This window comes from Paracoccus sp. SCN 68-21 (genome assembly GCF_001724535.1).
GTDB lineage: Bacteria > Pseudomonadota > Alphaproteobacteria > Rhodobacterales > Rhodobacteraceae > Paracoccus > Paracoccus hibiscisoli.
Window position 1 is genome coordinate 1 of record NZ_MEES01000006.1, and the last position, 14,767, is coordinate 14,767.

The 14,767-nt window shown below is 69.0% G+C and carries 18 protein-coding genes and 1 other RNA gene; 7 read left to right on the forward strand and 12 right to left on the reverse strand.

Annotated features, from left to right (window positions below):
- A partial coding sequence (locus ABS73_RS03155; protein WP_286693395.1) for an N-acetylmuramoyl-L-alanine amidase occupies positions 1-463 on the forward strand: 463 nt, incomplete at its 5' end.
- A 33-nt stretch (positions 464-496) separates the two neighbouring features.
- An RNA gene (gene rnpB, locus ABS73_RS03160) (RNase P RNA component class A) lies at positions 497-871 on the forward strand.
- 1 nt (position 872) lies between these two features.
- On the opposite strand, the gene ABS73_RS03165 is transcribed toward rnpB, so the two are convergent.
- The 5 genes from ABS73_RS03165 to nth form a co-directional block, all read right to left on the reverse strand.
- Positions 873-1,322, reverse strand: coding sequence for a hypothetical protein (locus ABS73_RS03165; protein WP_277019927.1), 450 nt, complete (start codon positions 1,320-1,322; stop codon positions 873-875).
- A gap of 88 nt (positions 1,323-1,410) precedes the next feature.
- Positions 1,411-2,592 carry an endolytic transglycosylase MltG gene (gene mltG / locus ABS73_RS03170; RefSeq protein ID WP_277019940.1) on the reverse strand — a complete coding sequence of 394 codons (1,182 nt, stop codon included), beginning with the start codon at positions 2,590-2,592 and terminating at the stop codon, positions 1,411-1,413.
- On the reverse strand, positions 2,592-3,854 hold the full coding sequence (gene fabF, locus ABS73_RS03175) for a beta-ketoacyl-ACP synthase II (protein ID WP_277019925.1): 1,263 nt from the start codon (positions 3,852-3,854) through the stop codon (positions 2,592-2,594). The genes mltG and fabF overlap by 1 nt, the downstream gene beginning before the upstream one ends.
- A gap of 169 nt (positions 3,855-4,023) precedes the next feature.
- Positions 4,024-5,037: an adenosine kinase gene (locus tag ABS73_RS03180; RefSeq protein ID WP_277019924.1), complete on the reverse strand. Its 1,014-nt coding sequence runs from the start codon at positions 5,035-5,037 to the stop codon at positions 4,024-4,026.
- Positions 5,034-5,696: an endonuclease III gene (gene nth, locus ABS73_RS03185; RefSeq protein ID WP_277019922.1), complete on the reverse strand. Its 663-nt coding sequence runs from the start codon at positions 5,694-5,696 to the stop codon at positions 5,034-5,036. Before nth ends, ABS73_RS03180 begins: the two co-directional genes overlap by 4 nt.
- 234 nt (positions 5,697-5,930) lie before the next feature.
- Between nth and ABS73_RS03190 the strand changes: the two genes are divergently transcribed.
- Positions 5,931-6,596, forward strand: coding sequence for a YiaD family glycine zipper/OmpA-like lipoprotein (locus tag ABS73_RS03190; RefSeq protein ID WP_136856991.1), 666 nt, complete (start codon positions 5,931-5,933; stop codon positions 6,594-6,596).
- A gap of 93 nt (positions 6,597-6,689) precedes the next feature.
- The gene (locus ABS73_RS03195) at positions 6,690-7,472 is read left to right on the forward strand and encodes a FadR/GntR family transcriptional regulator (protein WP_277019919.1); all 783 of its coding nucleotides are present in this window, start codon (positions 6,690-6,692) and stop codon (positions 7,470-7,472) included.
- A 60-nt stretch (positions 7,473-7,532) separates the two neighbouring features.
- Here the strand turns inward: ABS73_RS03195 and ABS73_RS03200 are convergent, their stop codons facing one another.
- From ABS73_RS03200 to ABS73_RS03220, 5 genes are all read right to left on the reverse strand, one after another.
- Positions 7,533-8,102: a F0F1 ATP synthase subunit B gene (locus tag ABS73_RS03200; protein ID WP_277019917.1), complete on the reverse strand. Its 570-nt coding sequence runs from the start codon at positions 8,100-8,102 to the stop codon at positions 7,533-7,535.
- Positions 8,099-8,734, reverse strand: coding sequence for a F0F1 ATP synthase subunit B' (locus ABS73_RS03205; protein WP_277019915.1), 636 nt, complete (start codon positions 8,732-8,734; stop codon positions 8,099-8,101). The genes ABS73_RS03200 and ABS73_RS03205 overlap by 4 nt, the downstream gene beginning before the upstream one ends.
- Positions 8,735-8,809: 75 nt before the next feature.
- On the reverse strand, positions 8,810-9,046 hold the full coding sequence (locus ABS73_RS03210; protein ID WP_277019913.1) for a F0F1 ATP synthase subunit C: 237 nt from the start codon (positions 9,044-9,046) through the stop codon (positions 8,810-8,812).
- Between the two features lie 85 nt (positions 9,047-9,131).
- On the reverse strand, positions 9,132-9,881 hold the full coding sequence (locus ABS73_RS03215; protein ID WP_286693396.1) for a F0F1 ATP synthase subunit A: 750 nt from the start codon (positions 9,879-9,881) through the stop codon (positions 9,132-9,134).
- Positions 9,882-9,883: 2 nt separating this feature from the next.
- Entirely contained in the window at positions 9,884-10,258 is a 375-nt protein-coding gene (locus ABS73_RS03220; RefSeq protein WP_277019909.1) for an AtpZ/AtpI family protein, read from the reverse strand.
- 200 nt (positions 10,259-10,458) lie between these two features.
- On the opposite strand from ABS73_RS03220, the gene ABS73_RS03225 reads away from it, so the two are divergent.
- From ABS73_RS03225 to ABS73_RS03235, 3 genes are read left to right on the forward strand one after another with little or no spacing between them, the layout of a single operon-like run.
- Positions 10,459-10,815: an ArsR/SmtB family transcription factor gene (locus ABS73_RS03225; protein WP_277019907.1), complete on the forward strand. Its 357-nt coding sequence runs from the start codon at positions 10,459-10,461 to the stop codon at positions 10,813-10,815.
- A complete protein-coding gene (locus tag ABS73_RS03230) occupies positions 10,799-11,677 on the forward strand; it encodes a PfkB family carbohydrate kinase (protein ID WP_277019905.1) in 879 nt (292 codons plus the stop codon). Before ABS73_RS03225 ends, ABS73_RS03230 begins: the two co-directional genes overlap by 17 nt.
- Positions 11,674-12,603: a pseudouridine-5'-phosphate glycosidase gene (locus ABS73_RS03235; RefSeq protein WP_277019903.1), complete on the forward strand. Its 930-nt coding sequence runs from the start codon at positions 11,674-11,676 to the stop codon at positions 12,601-12,603. The genes ABS73_RS03230 and ABS73_RS03235 overlap by 4 nt, the downstream gene beginning before the upstream one ends.
- Here ABS73_RS03235 and ABS73_RS03240 read toward each other — a convergent pair.
- Together ABS73_RS03240 and ABS73_RS03245 are read right to left on the reverse strand one after the other, a co-directional pair.
- Positions 12,588-13,661, reverse strand: coding sequence for a patatin-like phospholipase family protein (locus ABS73_RS03240; protein WP_277019901.1), 1,074 nt, complete (start codon positions 13,659-13,661; stop codon positions 12,588-12,590). The genes ABS73_RS03235 and ABS73_RS03240 overlap by 16 nt on opposite strands.
- Positions 13,662-13,742: 81 nt before the next feature.
- Entirely contained in the window at positions 13,743-14,726 is a 984-nt protein-coding gene (locus ABS73_RS03245; RefSeq protein WP_277019899.1) for an aldo/keto reductase, read from the reverse strand.
- Positions 14,727-14,767 lie beyond the last annotated feature (41 nt).

Genomic DNA, 14,767 nt, shown 5'->3' on the forward strand with positions numbered 1-14,767 from the left:
GGAGGCGGACGACCTCAACAGCCGCTCCATCGGGATCGAACTGGCCAATCCCGGCGACTGCCCCTATCCCGCGCCGCAGATGGCAGCACTCCGCCGGCTGCTACGGGCCATCATGGACCGATGGCAGATCGGCCCCACAGGCGTGATCGCCCATTCCGACTTGGCGCCGGGACGCAAGATCGACCCCGGCCCCCGCTTCGATTGGGAGGGACTGGCCCGCGACCAGCTGGCCCTCTTCGCCCGCCCCGACGCGGACGACCCCGCACCCCCCCTGGCCCCCAGCCTGACCGCGCTCGGCTACCCGGACCATCCCGCGCGGCTCGACGCCTTCCGCCTGCGCCACCGCCCCTGGGCCACCGGCCCCAAAACCCCGGAAGACCGCCAGACTGCCGCCCGGCTTCTTCTTCATGAAAATATCCCGGGGGAGTCGCGCTTGCGCGACGGGGGCAGCGCCCCCTCTTGACGCCTGGCCTCCGCACCCGCATACGGACCACGCGCGGAGGGCTGGATGACCGCGGCAGGGCAACCTGTCGAGGAAAGTCCGGACTCCATGAGGCAATGGTGCCGGGTAACGCCCGGCGGGGGCAACCCCAGGGACAGCGCCACAGAGAACAGACCGCCCATCCCCGGATGGGTAAGGGTGAAACGGTGGGGTAAGAGCCCACCGGGGGGCTGGCAACAGCGCCCGCATGGCAAGCCCCACCAGGAGCAATGCCGAATAGGGATCGCGTGCGGGTTCGCCCGTAGGGCCGCCTTGCCCCAGCAGATCCGGGTAGGCAGCTAGATCCGGCCGGTAACGGCCGGACCAGAGGAATGGTCATCCATCCGCGCAAGCGGTGGACAAAATCCGGCTTACAGGCCCTCCGCGCAACTCAGGCTTTCTTGCCGCCCTTGCCCCGCGCCTCGGTGGCGGTGGCGATCGCCTTGGCGGCCTCGCCCTGCATCTTCTGGGTAAAGGCGACCATCTGCGCCGCATAGGTCTCGCTCCAGTCGGCAAAGGCGTTGCCGCCCGATCCGCCGGTCGCGGACATGGCCTTCGTGCGCATCTCCTCTCCCTGCTTTTGCATCGCGGCGAACTGATCCTCCCAGGCCTTCTGCATCTGCTGCCACTGGGCCTGCATGGTCTCGCTGGCACCCTCCATCTGGGCCATCAGGCGGGTATTCACCTCCTGCTGCTGCTGCATGGCCTGGGCCTGCCACTGGCGGGCCTGCTCCATCGCCTCCTCCTGGCCCTTGGCCATGGCGGCCTGCCATTCGGTCAGCCGCTCCTGGAACTGGCGGGCATTGTCGGTCAGCGTCTTCAGCATGTCGGGCAGTATCATCACGGCTCCTCCCAAGGCTATGGGGCCATGAGAAAGGCCCCCGGATGCAAGCCTGCGTCCGGGGGCCGTGTTTGTCAAACGCGCGGGCTCAATCTGCGGTCTGGACCGGGCTGTCCGCCCGCAGGCCCTGCCGCCGCTCGATCTCGCGCCAGCGGGCGACGGCGGCATTGTGTTCGGCCAGCGTGCGGCTGAACGCGTGCCCGCCGGTGCCGTCCGCCACGAAGTACAGATAGTCGGTCTCATCCGGGTTCAGTGCGGCACGGATCGCAGCGCGGCCCGGATTGGCGATGGGCGTCGGCGGCAGCCCGTCGATGCGATAGGTGTTGTAGGGCGTGGTCGTATCCAGCTCCGAGCGCCGCAACCCGCGGTCCAGAATGCCCTGTCCATTCGTCACACCATAGATCACCGTCGGGTCCGTCTGCAGCCGCATCCCCTGACGCAGGCGGTTCACGAACACGCTGGCGACCTGCGGACGCTCGGCCGCCTGCCCCGTCTCCTTCTCCACGATCGAGGCCATGATCAGCGCCTCCTCCGGCGTGTCATAGGGCATGCCAAAGGGCCGCGCCTCCCATTCCTGCGCCAGGATCGCCGCCTGACGGCTGGCCATCTGCGCCAGGATCGCGTTGCGGTCGGCGCCGCGCTCCAACAGATAGGTGTCCGGGGCCAGGCTGCCCTCGGCGGGGGTCTGGGCCACCTCTCCGGTCAGGAAATCGGCCGCCTTCAGCGCCTCGACCACCTGCCAGCTGGTGACGCCCTCGGCCATGACCAGCGACAGGCGCGCGCCCGGCTGCTCCTGCGCGGCCACGATCGGCGCGGGACGCTCGCCCACGGCGGGGTTCCAGCGTGCGACCTCCTCATAGGCCCCGGTTTCGGGGTTGGTGTCGCGCAGCAGCACGGTGTTCTCGCGCACGCCCACGCGCACGACAACCTCGGTCCCGCAGGTCGAGGGGCCGCCCGCCGTCACCGTCTCGACGATCTGCTCCATGCTGGCGCCCGGCTGCATCAGAAAGCTGCCGAATTTCAGATCGCGCGCCTTGTCCATGTAATCGGCCCCGGCGCGAAAGATATAGGCGTTGGAGATCGCGCCCTGCGCCGCCAGCTGGTTGCTGACCGCGTTCAGGCTGGCCCCCGGCGCGATCTGCACGCATTGCGCGACCGCGCTCGGGCCCGGCCCGCTGAATTCGCGCTTGGCCCAGGCCACCGCCGCCGCCGCCCCGATCAGCAGCACGATGGCCAGCGTCAGAAAATTCGAGGCGATGTTGCGCCAGATCATCCGTCGACCCGTCCCAGCACCAGACTGGCATTCGTTCCGCCAAAGCCAAAGCTGTTGGACAGCGCGATGTCCACCTTGCGGCGCACCGCGGCATTGGCCGCCAGGTCCAGCGTCGGCGTCACCGCAGGGTTGTCCAGGTTGATCGTCGGCGGACAGATCTGATCGCGAATCGCCAGCACGCAAAAGATCGCCTCGACCGCGCCGGCGGCGCCCAGCAGATGCCCGATGCTGGATTTCGTCGACGACATCACCGCGCCCGAAGCCGCATCGCCCATCAGACGCTCGACCGCGCCCAGTTCGATCGTATCGGCCATGGTCGAGGTGCCATGCGCGTTGATGTAATCGATCCGGTCCGGCGTCAGACCCACCGACCGCAGTGCGGCCTCCATCGCGCGGTATCCGCCATCACCATCCTCGCTTGGCGCGGTGATGTGATAGGCATCACCCGACATCCCATAGCCCAGCACCTCGGCATAGATCTTGGCGCCGCGCGCCTTGGCGTGCTCGTATTCCTCCAGCACGACGACGCCCGCGCCCTCGCCCATCACGAACCCGTCGCGGTCGGCGTCATAGGGGCGGCTGGCCGCCTGCGGATCATCCGCCCGCTTGGTCGACAAGGCCTTGCAGGCGTTGAAGCCCGCGATGCCGATCTCGCTGATCGGGCTTTCCGCGCCGCCCGCGATCATCACGTCGGCATCGCCATAACGGATCATCCGCGACGCATCGCCAATGGCATGCGCGCCGGTCGAACAGGCGGTCACGACCGCATGGTTCGGCCCCTTGAACCCATAGCGGATCGAGACCTGACCCGAGATCAGGTTGATCAGCGCGCCCGGAATGAAGAACGGCGACACCCGCTTAGGCCCGCGTTCCTTGATCAGCACCGCGGTTTCCGCGATCGAGGTCAGCCCGCCGATCCCCGACCCGATCATCACGCCGGTGCGCAGGCGGCTTTCCTCGTCGTCGGGCATCCAGCCCGCGTCCAGCACCGCCTGATGCGCCGCCGCGACCCCGTACAAGATGAAGTCATCCACCTTGCGGCGGTCCTTGGGCTCCATCCAGTCATCGGGGTTGAAGGTCCCGTCGCTGCCGTCGCCCACAGGGATCTCGCAGGCGTATTTCGTCACCACCTGCGACGCGTCGAACCGCGTGATCGGCCCGGCTCCGGATTTCCCGGCCAGCAGACGCTCCCACGTCGCCTCGACGCCAGACGCCAGCGGCGTGACCATCCCAAGCCCGGTGACAACAACCCTGCGCATCGGCAATTCCTTCAGCTGCTCGCATTTTGCGCCGTGATACACGCGTGCCCGCCTTGGCGCAACGTCACGAAACCGCGACAACGCGCGGGGGTCCGGGGGGCGCGCGCAGCGCCCGCCCGGCGGGGGGTGCGGGGGGCTGGCCCCCCGCCTGCGTCGCGGGACGCAAGCCTCAGACCAACCCCTCGGCCCGGAACCGCGCCAGAATGTCGCCCTGCGGCCGCGCGCCCACATGCCCGATCACCTCGGATGCCGCAATGCAGCCCATGCGCCCCGCCACCTCCAACGGCCGCCCCGTGGCCAGGCCATAGATCAGCCCCGCCGCGAACTGATCGCCCGCCCCGGTCGCATCCACCGGCACCACGCGCTGAACAGGCACGCGGGCCCGCTCACCGTCGCGGATCAGGATCGCGTCATCGCCCGACCGGGTGCAGATCACGGTGCCGCAATCGGCGACCGCCAGACGCAGCGCCTCGTCCAGATCCTCGACCTGGTACAGCGCCTGCCATTCATGGACGTTGCCGATCACGTAATCCATCGGACCCGCGACCAGACGGCGGAAATCCTCGCGGTGCCGGTCCACGCAGAACGGGTCCGACAGCGCGATCCCCACCTGCCCGCCCGCCGCGTGACAGCATTCGGCAGCCTTCAGGAACGCGGCCTTGCCCTTGTCCTTGTCGAACAGATAGCCCTCCAGGAACAGCCAGCCCGCGCCGTCGAACACCTCGGGCGCGACCTCCTCGGGGCCCAGCTCGGCCGAGATGCCCAGATAGGTGTTCATCGACCGCTCGCCATCCGGCGTGACAAAGATGATCGTGCGCGAACTGGGCAGCCCCGCCCCCGCCACCGGCGCATTCACGAAGCGCGTGCCCGCCCCCTCGGTCTGGCTGGCGTAAAGCCGCCCAATCTCGTCATCGGCCACGCAGCCGACAAAGGCCGTGCGCAGCCCCAGCCCGCCGATCCCCGCCAGCGTGTTTGCCACGCTGCCGCCCGCGACCATGCGCGCCTGATCGCGGCGCGCGGAATGGTCGTCGGCCTGCGCGGCCATCAGGAACTCGGACCGTTCGCGGTCGACCAGCTGCATGATGCCCTTGGTGATCCCCAGGGCCTCCAGCCGCGCGTCCTCGGTGGGGGCGATGATGTCCATGACGGCATTGCCGATGCCAATGACATAGGGGGTGCTCATGCGGTCTTCTCCTCATAGGGGCACAGGTCGCGGATCGGGCAGATACCGCAGCGGGGTTTTCGCGCCTGACAGATATAGCGCCCATGCAGGATCAGCCAGTGATGCGCATGGGCCTGGAACCGGGCGGGGACATTGTCCTCAATGGCGCGCTCAACCTCGTCCACGTCGCGGCCGGGCGCGATGCGGGTGCGGTTGCCGACGCGAAAGATATGCGTGTCGACGGCCTGCGCCGGGTGGCCGAAGGCGCAGGACAGCACGACATTCGCGGTCTTGCGCCCGACGCCCGGCAGGCTGGTCAGCGCGGCGCGGCTGTCGGGAACCTGGCCGTCATAATCCTCGACCAGGATCCGCGACAGGGCGATGACGTTCCTGGCCTTCTGGCGGAACAGGCCGATGGTCCTGATATGCTCGGTCACGCCCTCGACGCCCAGCTCCAGCATCTTGGCGGGCGTGTCAGCCACCGCGAACAGCCCGCGCGTGGCACGGTTCACGCCCACATCGGTCGCCTGCGCCGACAACGCCACGGCCACGACCAGCGTGAAGGGGTTCACGAACAGCAGCTCGGTTTCGGGCGCCGGATTGCCCTCGGCCAGCCGCGAGAAGATCGCGACCTGATCGGCAAAGGGCAAGGCGGGCGGCAGACGACGGGACAGGGCCATGCCCCCGCTTTTGACCGTCCCGCCCGCGCAATGCAAGCGGGCCCCGCCACACGAAGTTTTCAAAGCGTTTCCAGTGCCCTCCACGAAACAGTGACTTTCCTTTGGCGCGGAACTGCGACAGCGTGCCACGCGTTGACGGCATATCCCGGAATCAGCCCCTGTCGGGCCGCGGGACCGCCAATGCAGACCCGGCGCGGCGACCATCGCCCGCCCCCACCAAGGAAAGGGAGCCCCATGAGCCTCCGCAAGACCTCGATCCTGGCCGTGTGTGGCCTGACCCTGCTGGGCGCCTGCGCCCCCGCGATGACCGATACCGGCGCCGCCGGCATGAGCCGCACCCAGCAGGGCGCGTTGGCGGGCGCAGCCGTGGGCGCGCTGTATGGCGGCACCCGCGACAGCGACGGCAGCAACCGCAGCCGTGACGCCGCCCGTGCCGCCATCGTCGGTGCCGCCGCCGGTGCCGTGGCCGGCAACATCCTGGACCGTCAGGCCGCTGCGCTGGAACAGTCGATCAGCAACCCCAACGTGCAGATCGTCAACCACGGCAGCTATCTGCAGGTCGTGATGCCCGACGGCATCCTGTTCGCCACCGGCTCTGCCGCCGTGTCGGGCCCGGCGCAGACCGACCTCTATGCCGTCGCGCGCAACCTGAACCAGTATCCCAACAGCCGCGTCGAGGTGATCGGTCACACCGACAACACCGGCAGCGCCGCGCTGAACCAGGACCTGTCGCAGCGCCGTGCGCAGTCGGTCGCGGGCATCCTGGCCGCCGCCGGGGTCGCGCAGAACCGTCTGGCCGCCGCGGGCCGTGGCTTTACCCAGCCCGTCGCCTCGAACGCGACCGAGGCCGGGCGCGCCCAGAACCGCCGGGTCGAGATCCTGATCCGTCCGACGCAGTAAAGGCCGCATCGGGGCGGGGCCATGCGCCCGGCCCCTTTTCCCCGCGCCGGCCCGGGCCTAGGATGACCACCCCGACAGCCCGGACCCGCCGCCATGACCGATCCCGACAGCCCCTTTCACCCCATCGACGCCGCCCGCCTGTCGGACGCGGTCGTGGCACAGCTCGAGGCGCTGATCCTGCAGGGCGTGCTGCGCCCCGGTGAACGCCTGCCCGGCGAACGCGACCTGGCCGAGCGGATGGGCGTCAGCCGCCCGTCCCTGCGCGAGGCGCTGGCCGCGATGCAGGCCGATGGGCTGCTGGTCGCGCGCCTCGGTTCGGGCGTCTTCGTGGCCGATGTGCTGGGCAGCGCGTTCTCTCCCGCGCTGGTCCAGCTGATCGCGCGGCATCCACTGGCGGCCGACGACTATCTGACCTTTCGCAAGGATCTGGAGGGGCTGGCCGCCGAACGTGCCGCCATCGCCGCGGGCGACACCGACCTGGAGGTTCTGGACCGCATCGTGCAGGCCATGCGCCACGCCCATGCCACCCCCGACCCCCAGGCCGAGGCCGCGCTGGATGCCGATTTCCACATGGCGATCGTCGAGGCCAGCCATAACCTGATCGCGCTGCACATGATGCGCACGATGCAGGACCTGCTGCGCCAGGGGATGCTGTTCAACCGTCCCCGCATCTTTGCCAGCCCCGATCTGCGCGACCGCATCCTGGACCAGCACATCGCCATCAACGACGCGCTGCAGATGCGCGACGGCCCTCAGGCCCGCGCCGCGCTGGAGGAGCATCTGGACCTGGTGGCCCAGACCCTGTCCGCACAGCGCCGCGCCGACGACCACGCAGCGGTGGCGCGGCTGCGCCTGCACAACCGCCCCGGTTCCTAAGGAAAAGGCCCCCGACGCGGGTGCGGCGGGGGCCTTTGGGATCACTGTCCGATGGTGATGTCAGTTCAGGCGACGCGCCACGTCTGCGATGGCGTCGTCGATCCCGGCCGACCGCTGTCCGGCACGCACCTGATCCGCCAGGATCTGCGATGCCGCCGCGATCGAGGCGGCCACGGCGCGGTCACGGACCGCGCGCACGGCGTCGCTCTCGGCGCTGGCGATCTGGTCCTGGGCCGCCTGCAGGCGACGGTCGATGGACCGGGCCAGATCCTCGCGGGCCTTGGCAGCCTGGGCCTCGGCCTCGCGCTTGGCATTGGCCACGATCTGGTCGGCCTGCGTCTTGACCTCGCGCGAGCGGCGCTCGTAGCTGGCATAGATCTCCTGCGCTTCCTCGCGCAGGCCGCGGGCCTGCTCAAGATCGTCGCGGATGCCCTCGGCCCGCTTGTCCAACAGGCCACCCAGCAGCGCGGGGACCTTGAAATAGACCAGCACGCCGATGAAGGCCAGGAAGGACAGCAGCACGATGAAATCGGTGTTGCGCAGCGAGAAGAACCCGTAATCCCCCGCCGCGGCCATGGCGGGTCCGGCGGTCAGGCCGGTCACGGCCAGCGTTGCGATCATGCGGTTCATTGCACGGCCCCCTTCATGCGCCCGTCCAGGGCGGCGCCCACCGTGGCATCGTCGGCCTGGCCGCCGAAGGTGCGGACCAGCTCGGCGGTGACGTCCTGCGCCACCTCGCGCGCGCTGGCATCGGCGGATGCGCGGACGGCACGGATGCGCGTCTCGGATTCGGCGGTGCGGGCGGCGATTTCGGCATCGGCCTTGGCGATGGCCTCGTCCAGCTGCGCCTGGATCTGGGCGCGGTTCTGGGCGACGATGGTCTGCGCCTGCGCGCGGGCATCGGCCAGGGCCTTGTCATAGGCAGCCTCGGCCTCGCGGGCCTTCAACTTGAATTCTTCTGCGGCCATCAGATCGCCAGTGATGGCGCCCTGGCGGTCCGACAACACGGACGCGATACGCGGCAGGGCCACGCGCGACAGCACCAGATACAGGACCACCAGGGTGACGACCAGCCAGAAGATCTGGTTGCCGAAGGTGGTGATATCCAGCTGCGGCAGGCCCGCGGCTTCGGTGGCGTAACCGGCGCCTTCGACCCCATGGGCCGCGGCATCCGCGCCGTGGGCGGTCGCATCGTCGATGACGATCGCGCCCTCAGTGGTTTCGACCGCGGTGGTGGCGGCCTCTTGCAACAGGCTGAACATATCCTACCCCATGGCCTTGGAACGAACGAAGGGGCGGGGGACAGACCCCCACCCCGCCGCAAGGATGGCCGTGGATCAGACCGCGAACATCAGCAGAAGCGCGACCAGGAACGAGAAGATCCCCAGTGCTTCCGCGAATGCCATGCCGATGAACAGCGTGGCGGTCTGGCCGGCGGCGGCCGACGGGTTGCGCAGGGCGCCGGCCAGGAAGTTGCTGGCGACGTTGCCCACGGCCAGGGCGGACATGCCCATGCCGATCGCGGTCAGGCCGACGCCGATGTACTGGCCCAGTTCTCCGATATTGCCTTCCATGGTATTTCTCCTTGCGGTTGGAAGTTGGTCGATCGTGGTGGATGCGGTCCCGACAGGGACCGCGCAGGGGCTGCGGACCGGCGCCTCAGTGCGACGGGTGCAGCGCATCCTTGAGGTAAACGCAGGTTAGAATAGTGAACACATAGGCCTGGACGATGGAAACCAGCACCTCGAAGGCAAACATTCCGACGACTGCGATAATGGCGACAGGGGCGACGGCGGCGATGGCCGCGAAGCCTGCGAAAACCTTGATGACGGCGTGACCGGCGATCATGTTGCCCGCCAGTCGGACGGACAGCGACAGCGGGCGCACGAAATAGCTGATGACCTCGATCACGGCCAGGACAGGACGGACCGCCAGCGGGGCCGAGCGCACCCAGAACAGGTCCAGGAAATGCGCGCCGTTCTTGGCGAAACCGATGATCGTGACGCCGAAGAACACCGCCAGGGCCAGAACGCCGGTGATGGCGATATGCGAGGTGACGGTGAAGGCCATCGGCACCAGACCCAGCAGGTTGGCAAAGACGACGAACATGAACAGCGTCAGGATATAGGGGAAATACCGCAGGCCTTCCTTGCCCGCGATATCCTCGATCATCTTGTGGACCAGGCCGTAAGCCATCTCGGCCACTGACTGCGCGCGGTTCGGGACGATGGCGCGGCCACGGGTGCCCAGAACCAGCAGCGCGATCGAGGCCAGGGCGGTCAACGCCAGCCACAGCGTCACGTTGGTGGGGGTGTACCATGCCACCGGGCCGTTACCGAACAGCGGCGAGACCACGAACTGGTCCATGGGGTGAAATTCAAGGCCGCCGCCAGTCGCTTCCGTCGCCACGATCAATCCCTCTCGTCACTGCCCGGCGTGTCGCCGGATGTCTTGTCCTCCGGCGCGGTGCCGGGTTTCCTGTCAAGCTCGGAGGCGGTCCGCATCATCGATTTGACGCCGGCCGCCAGGCCGAGAAAGATGAACAGGACCATCATGAAGGGCATCGTGCCCAGCAGATAATCCAGCCCGTAACCGACCACGAAGCCCAGGCCCAGCCCGGTCACCAGTTCGATCACCATGCGCCAGGCAAGGTTCGCCTGTTCGTATTTCCCCATCGGGCCGGGCCCGGAGGGTTTCGGTGTCAGGGCGGCCAGCTTGACCTCCAGTGCCCGCAGGCGGTCGGCATCCGCCGTCCGATCCGCATCGCCCTGGGGTTTTTCGGCCATCTGTCACGCCCCCGACGTCGTTGGGCGCTGTCTAGGGGCTGGGGCCGCCCAAGTCAAGCCGCACCGACCATTCCGCAACCCCCTGATTTGACGCGCATTAATTGCGAACCCTGCTGTGGGCGCGGTCTTGCAATCGCCGCGCGGCGGCGTCATCATTCAACCGCCCGGTTGACCATTCCCCCATCCGAAAGCCCGCACCCATGACCCCGCCTGCCCCGCCGGACCGGCTGGACCTGATCTTTGCGGCCCTGGCCGACCCCACCCGACGCCGCGTCCTGTCAATGCTGCTGGAGGATGACATGGCCGTCAGCGACGTGGCCGAGCCGTTCCAGATGAGCCTGGCCGCGATCTCCAAGCATCTGGCGGTGCTTGCAGCCGCCGGTCTGATCCGTCAGGAGAGGCGCGGACGGATCACCTGGTGCAAGCTGGACCCGGACGGGATGCGCCGGGCCTCGGTCTGGATGCAGGGGTTCGGCCAGTTCGACCCCGTGGATCTGGACGATTTCGAGCGGTTCCTGCACGCGCAACTGAGGAGCGATGATGACCAAGACGCCTGACGTGCTGTGTATCGGCGCGATGCTGTGGGACGTGATCGGCCGCGCGCCGCGCCGCATGGCGCCGGGCGCCGACGTGCCGGGCCGCATCCGCCACCTGCCGGGCGGCGTGGCGCTGAACGTGGCGGTGGCGCTGGCGCGGTGGGGCATGACGCCCTCGGTCCTGTCCGCCGTGGGCCGCGATTCCGAGGGCGAGGGCCTGATCGCCGAGGCGCAGCGCCTTGGCGTGCTGACCGATCACCTGACGCGCGACGCGGGCCTGCCCACCGACTGCTATATGGCGATCGAGGACAGCGAGGGGCTGATCGCCGCCGTGGCCGATGCCCTCAGCCTGGAACTGGCGGGGGCCGCGATCCTGGCGCCGCTGGACGCGCTGCCCGTCTGGACCGGCCCGGTCGTCCTGGACGGCAACCTGACCGAGGAGCTGCTGTCGGCCATCGCCCGCGATCCGCGCCTGATGCGCGCCGATCTGCGCGTGGTGCCCGCCAGCCCCGGCAAGGCCGAGCGGCTGGAACCCCTGATCGCCGCGCGGCGTGGTTGTTTCTATCTGAACCGCCTTGAGGCTGAGATTTTGGCCGGGCGCGCATGCGCCGATGCGGCCCAGGCCGCCGAGGCGGTCGTCGCACGGGGTGCTGCCCGCGTGCTGGTCACCGACGGCCCGAACCTGGCCGCCGAGGCGATCGCCGGTGGTCCGACCCTGACCCATCAGCCCCCCACCGTCACCGTGGAACGCGTGACCGGGGCGGGCGACTGCTTCCTTGCGGCCCATCTGGCCGCCGAACTGAAACTGATGCCGCGCGACGAGGCCCTGCGCCAGGCGGTCCGTGCCTCGGCCGCGCATGTCTCCGGAAAGGACGTCCCGTGACCCATACTGCCCCCCTCACCTTCGCCCCCGAGGTTCGCGACGCGCTGGATCGCGGCCTGCCCGTGGTGGCGCTGGAATCGACCATCATCACCCACGGCATGCCCTGGCCCCAGAACCTGGAGATGGCCGAGAAGGTCGAGGCCACCATCCGCGACGGCGGCGCGGTCCCCGCGACCATCGCCGTGATGGGCGGCCAGATCCATATCGGCCTGACCCCCGAGGCGCTGCGCGCGCTGGCCCAGACCCCGCCCGCCGAGGCCATGAAGCTGAGCCGTGCCGATCTGGCCGTCTGCATCGCGAACGGCCGCACCGGTGCCACCACGGTCGCGGCCACGATGATCTGCGCGCAGCTGGCAGGCATCAAGGTCTTCGCCACCGGCGGCATCGGCGGCGTCCATCGCGGGGCCGAGGACAGTTTCGACATCTCGGCCGACCTGCAGGAGCTGGCGCAGACCGCCGTGACGGTCGTGGCCGCCGGCGCCAAGGCGATCCTGGACCTGCCCAAGACCTGGGAGGTGCTGGAGACCCTGGGCGTGCCGGTCATCGCCTATGGCCAGGACGAGTTGCCGGCCTTCTGGTCGCGCGCCTCGGGCATTCGCGCGCCGCTGCGCATGGACACGCCCGAAGACATCGCCGCCGCCGCCGCCATGCGCGCGGCCCTTGGCCTCAAGGGCGGCCAGCTGGTGGCGAACCCGATCCCGGAGGATGCCGAAATCCCGCAGGACCAGATCATGCCCGTGATTGAACAGGCCCTGTCAGAGGCGGCGGCCCAGGGCATCGCTGCCAAGGCGGTGACGCCCTTCCTGCTGGGCCGGATCTTCGAGCTGACCGAGGGACGCTCGCTGGACAGCAACATCGAACTGGTGCTGAACAACGCCCGCCTGGCGGCGCGGATCGCCGCCGCGATGGCTCAGCCGGTGGCGTGATCAAAGCTGCGCTTGAACATGGCCGACAGATCGACGCTGTCGGCCTTGTTCAGCTTGTCGGCGTGCTGGTCCAAGAAGGTGTCGGCGGCCACGCGTCCGGCCTCTTTCATGATGGCCAGCTTGTGCGCGCCGGGCATCAGCTTTGACCGCGCGGACAGGTCGTTCATCAGCACATCGTCCATGATCATGTGGATCAGCACGTTCTTCATCGGGCTATCGGTCAGGCGGTTCTCCAGATGCAGCCGCTTGACGAAGTTGATGGCGCGCAGCTGCGACATCAGGCTGCTGTTGAAGCTGACCTCGTTCACGCGGTCGGAAATCTCGACCGGGGTGCGAGGCAGCGTCTCGCGGATCATCGGGTTCAGCGCGACGATGACCACGTCATCGGGATAGCGCGACGGATACAAGGGATACAGTGCCGGGTTCCCCGCATAGCCGCCATCCCAATAGGCCTCCAGCCGCCCGGTCTTGGGGTCGTGGATCTCGACCGCCTGGAACAGCGTCGGCAGGCAGGCCGAGGCCATGACCGCATGGGCATCGGCCTCCGCGCCGGTAAAGACGCGGATCTGGCCGGTCCGCACATTGGTCGCGGCCACGAACAGGTCCGGCCCGGTATCGGCGGTGAAATCGGGATGGGGCAGCCCGCGCAGCACCGCCGCCAGCGGGTTGGTGTAGAACGGCCCGTAATCATAGGGGCTGACCAGGCGGGTCAGGTTGTCCAGCCAGGCGGCGGGGGAAAACACCTCGGTCAGGCGCTGGAACCCGCGCCCCATCGGCATCAGCGAATTGATCCAGCGGATCACGCGGTTGTCGCTCATGGTGCCGACCTCGGACCAGAGCGCGTCCAGATTGTCGCGCGCGGCCTGCTGCCCGGCCCGACCCCGGCCCGCCGCCAGACCGGCCTTGAGCGCGGCCCCGTTCAGCGCACCGGCGGATGTGCCGCTGATGGCCGCGACCTCCAGCCAGGTCTCGTCCAGCAGGCGGTCCAGCACGCCCCAGGTGAAGGCGCCATGCGCGCCGCCGCCCTGCAGGGCCAGATTGATGCGTTTCTGTTCCATGGAGCCCTCAATTATGCAGTTGCAGCATGATAAAAGCCCTGAAAGGGCTGGCAAGTTCCCTGTTTACGCCGCAGCGCAGCATCACGACCAGCCCTCCGGCCCCAGGGCCATGGCCTGCTCGTATCGCGGCCCATGCGCCCATCCCGCAGGCAGCAGCCGCTCGATCTGGTCCAGCGCCTCGGCATCCAGCCGCAAGGCCGCGCCGCGCGCGATCTGGCGCCAGTGGTCCACACTGCGCGATCCGGGCAGCGCGATGACATGCGGCGCGCGCGACAGAACCCAGGCGATCGCCACGGCGGCGGGGCATTCGCCCCGGTCCCGCGCCCAATCGCCAAAGGCCCGCAGGCGCGGCAGATTGCGCGCCCAGTTGTCCGGCTGGAACCGCGGCATGGTGGTGCGCAGATCGCCCGGCGCAAAGCCCGCCGGGTCGGGCGGCGCATCCCGGAAAACGCCCCGCCCAAGGGGAGAGAACGCCACCAGCGCGGCGCCATGCCGGGCGCAGGCATCGGTCATGCCCAGCTCGACCTGGCGCGACCACAGCGAATATTCCGACTGCACGGCGGCGACGGGACCCACGGCGCAGGCGCGCTCCAGCGTGGCGGGGGCGACTTCGGACAGGCCGATGGCGCCGATCTTGCCCTCGTCCCGCAGACGCAGCAGGGCCTCCATCGCCTCCTCGACGGGGCGGGCGGCCTCGCGGCGGTGGAGGTAATAGAGGTCGATCCGCTCGACCCCCATGCGGCGCAGCGACCCCTCCAGCGCGGCGCGCAGATAGGTGGGCGAATTGTCAAAGGGGTGGTCGGGGTTGCGGGTGATGCCCGCCTTGCTGGCGATGGTCACGCGGCCCCGGTGGCGGGCCAGCACCGGCGCCAGCATCTCCTCGGCCCCGCCCCCGCCATAGACGTCCGAGGTGTCGATATGATCGATCCCCATCTCGATGCAGGCGTCGATCACGGCCAGGCTGTCGCGCGGGTCGGCGGCGCCATAGGTGCCCATGAAGTTCATGGTGCCCAAGGCCACCGCGCCCACCATCGGGCCGCCCTGCCCCAGCTGCCTGCGTTCCATCACCCCTCCGACGACAAGGGGCGCCGCAAGGGCGCCCCGAT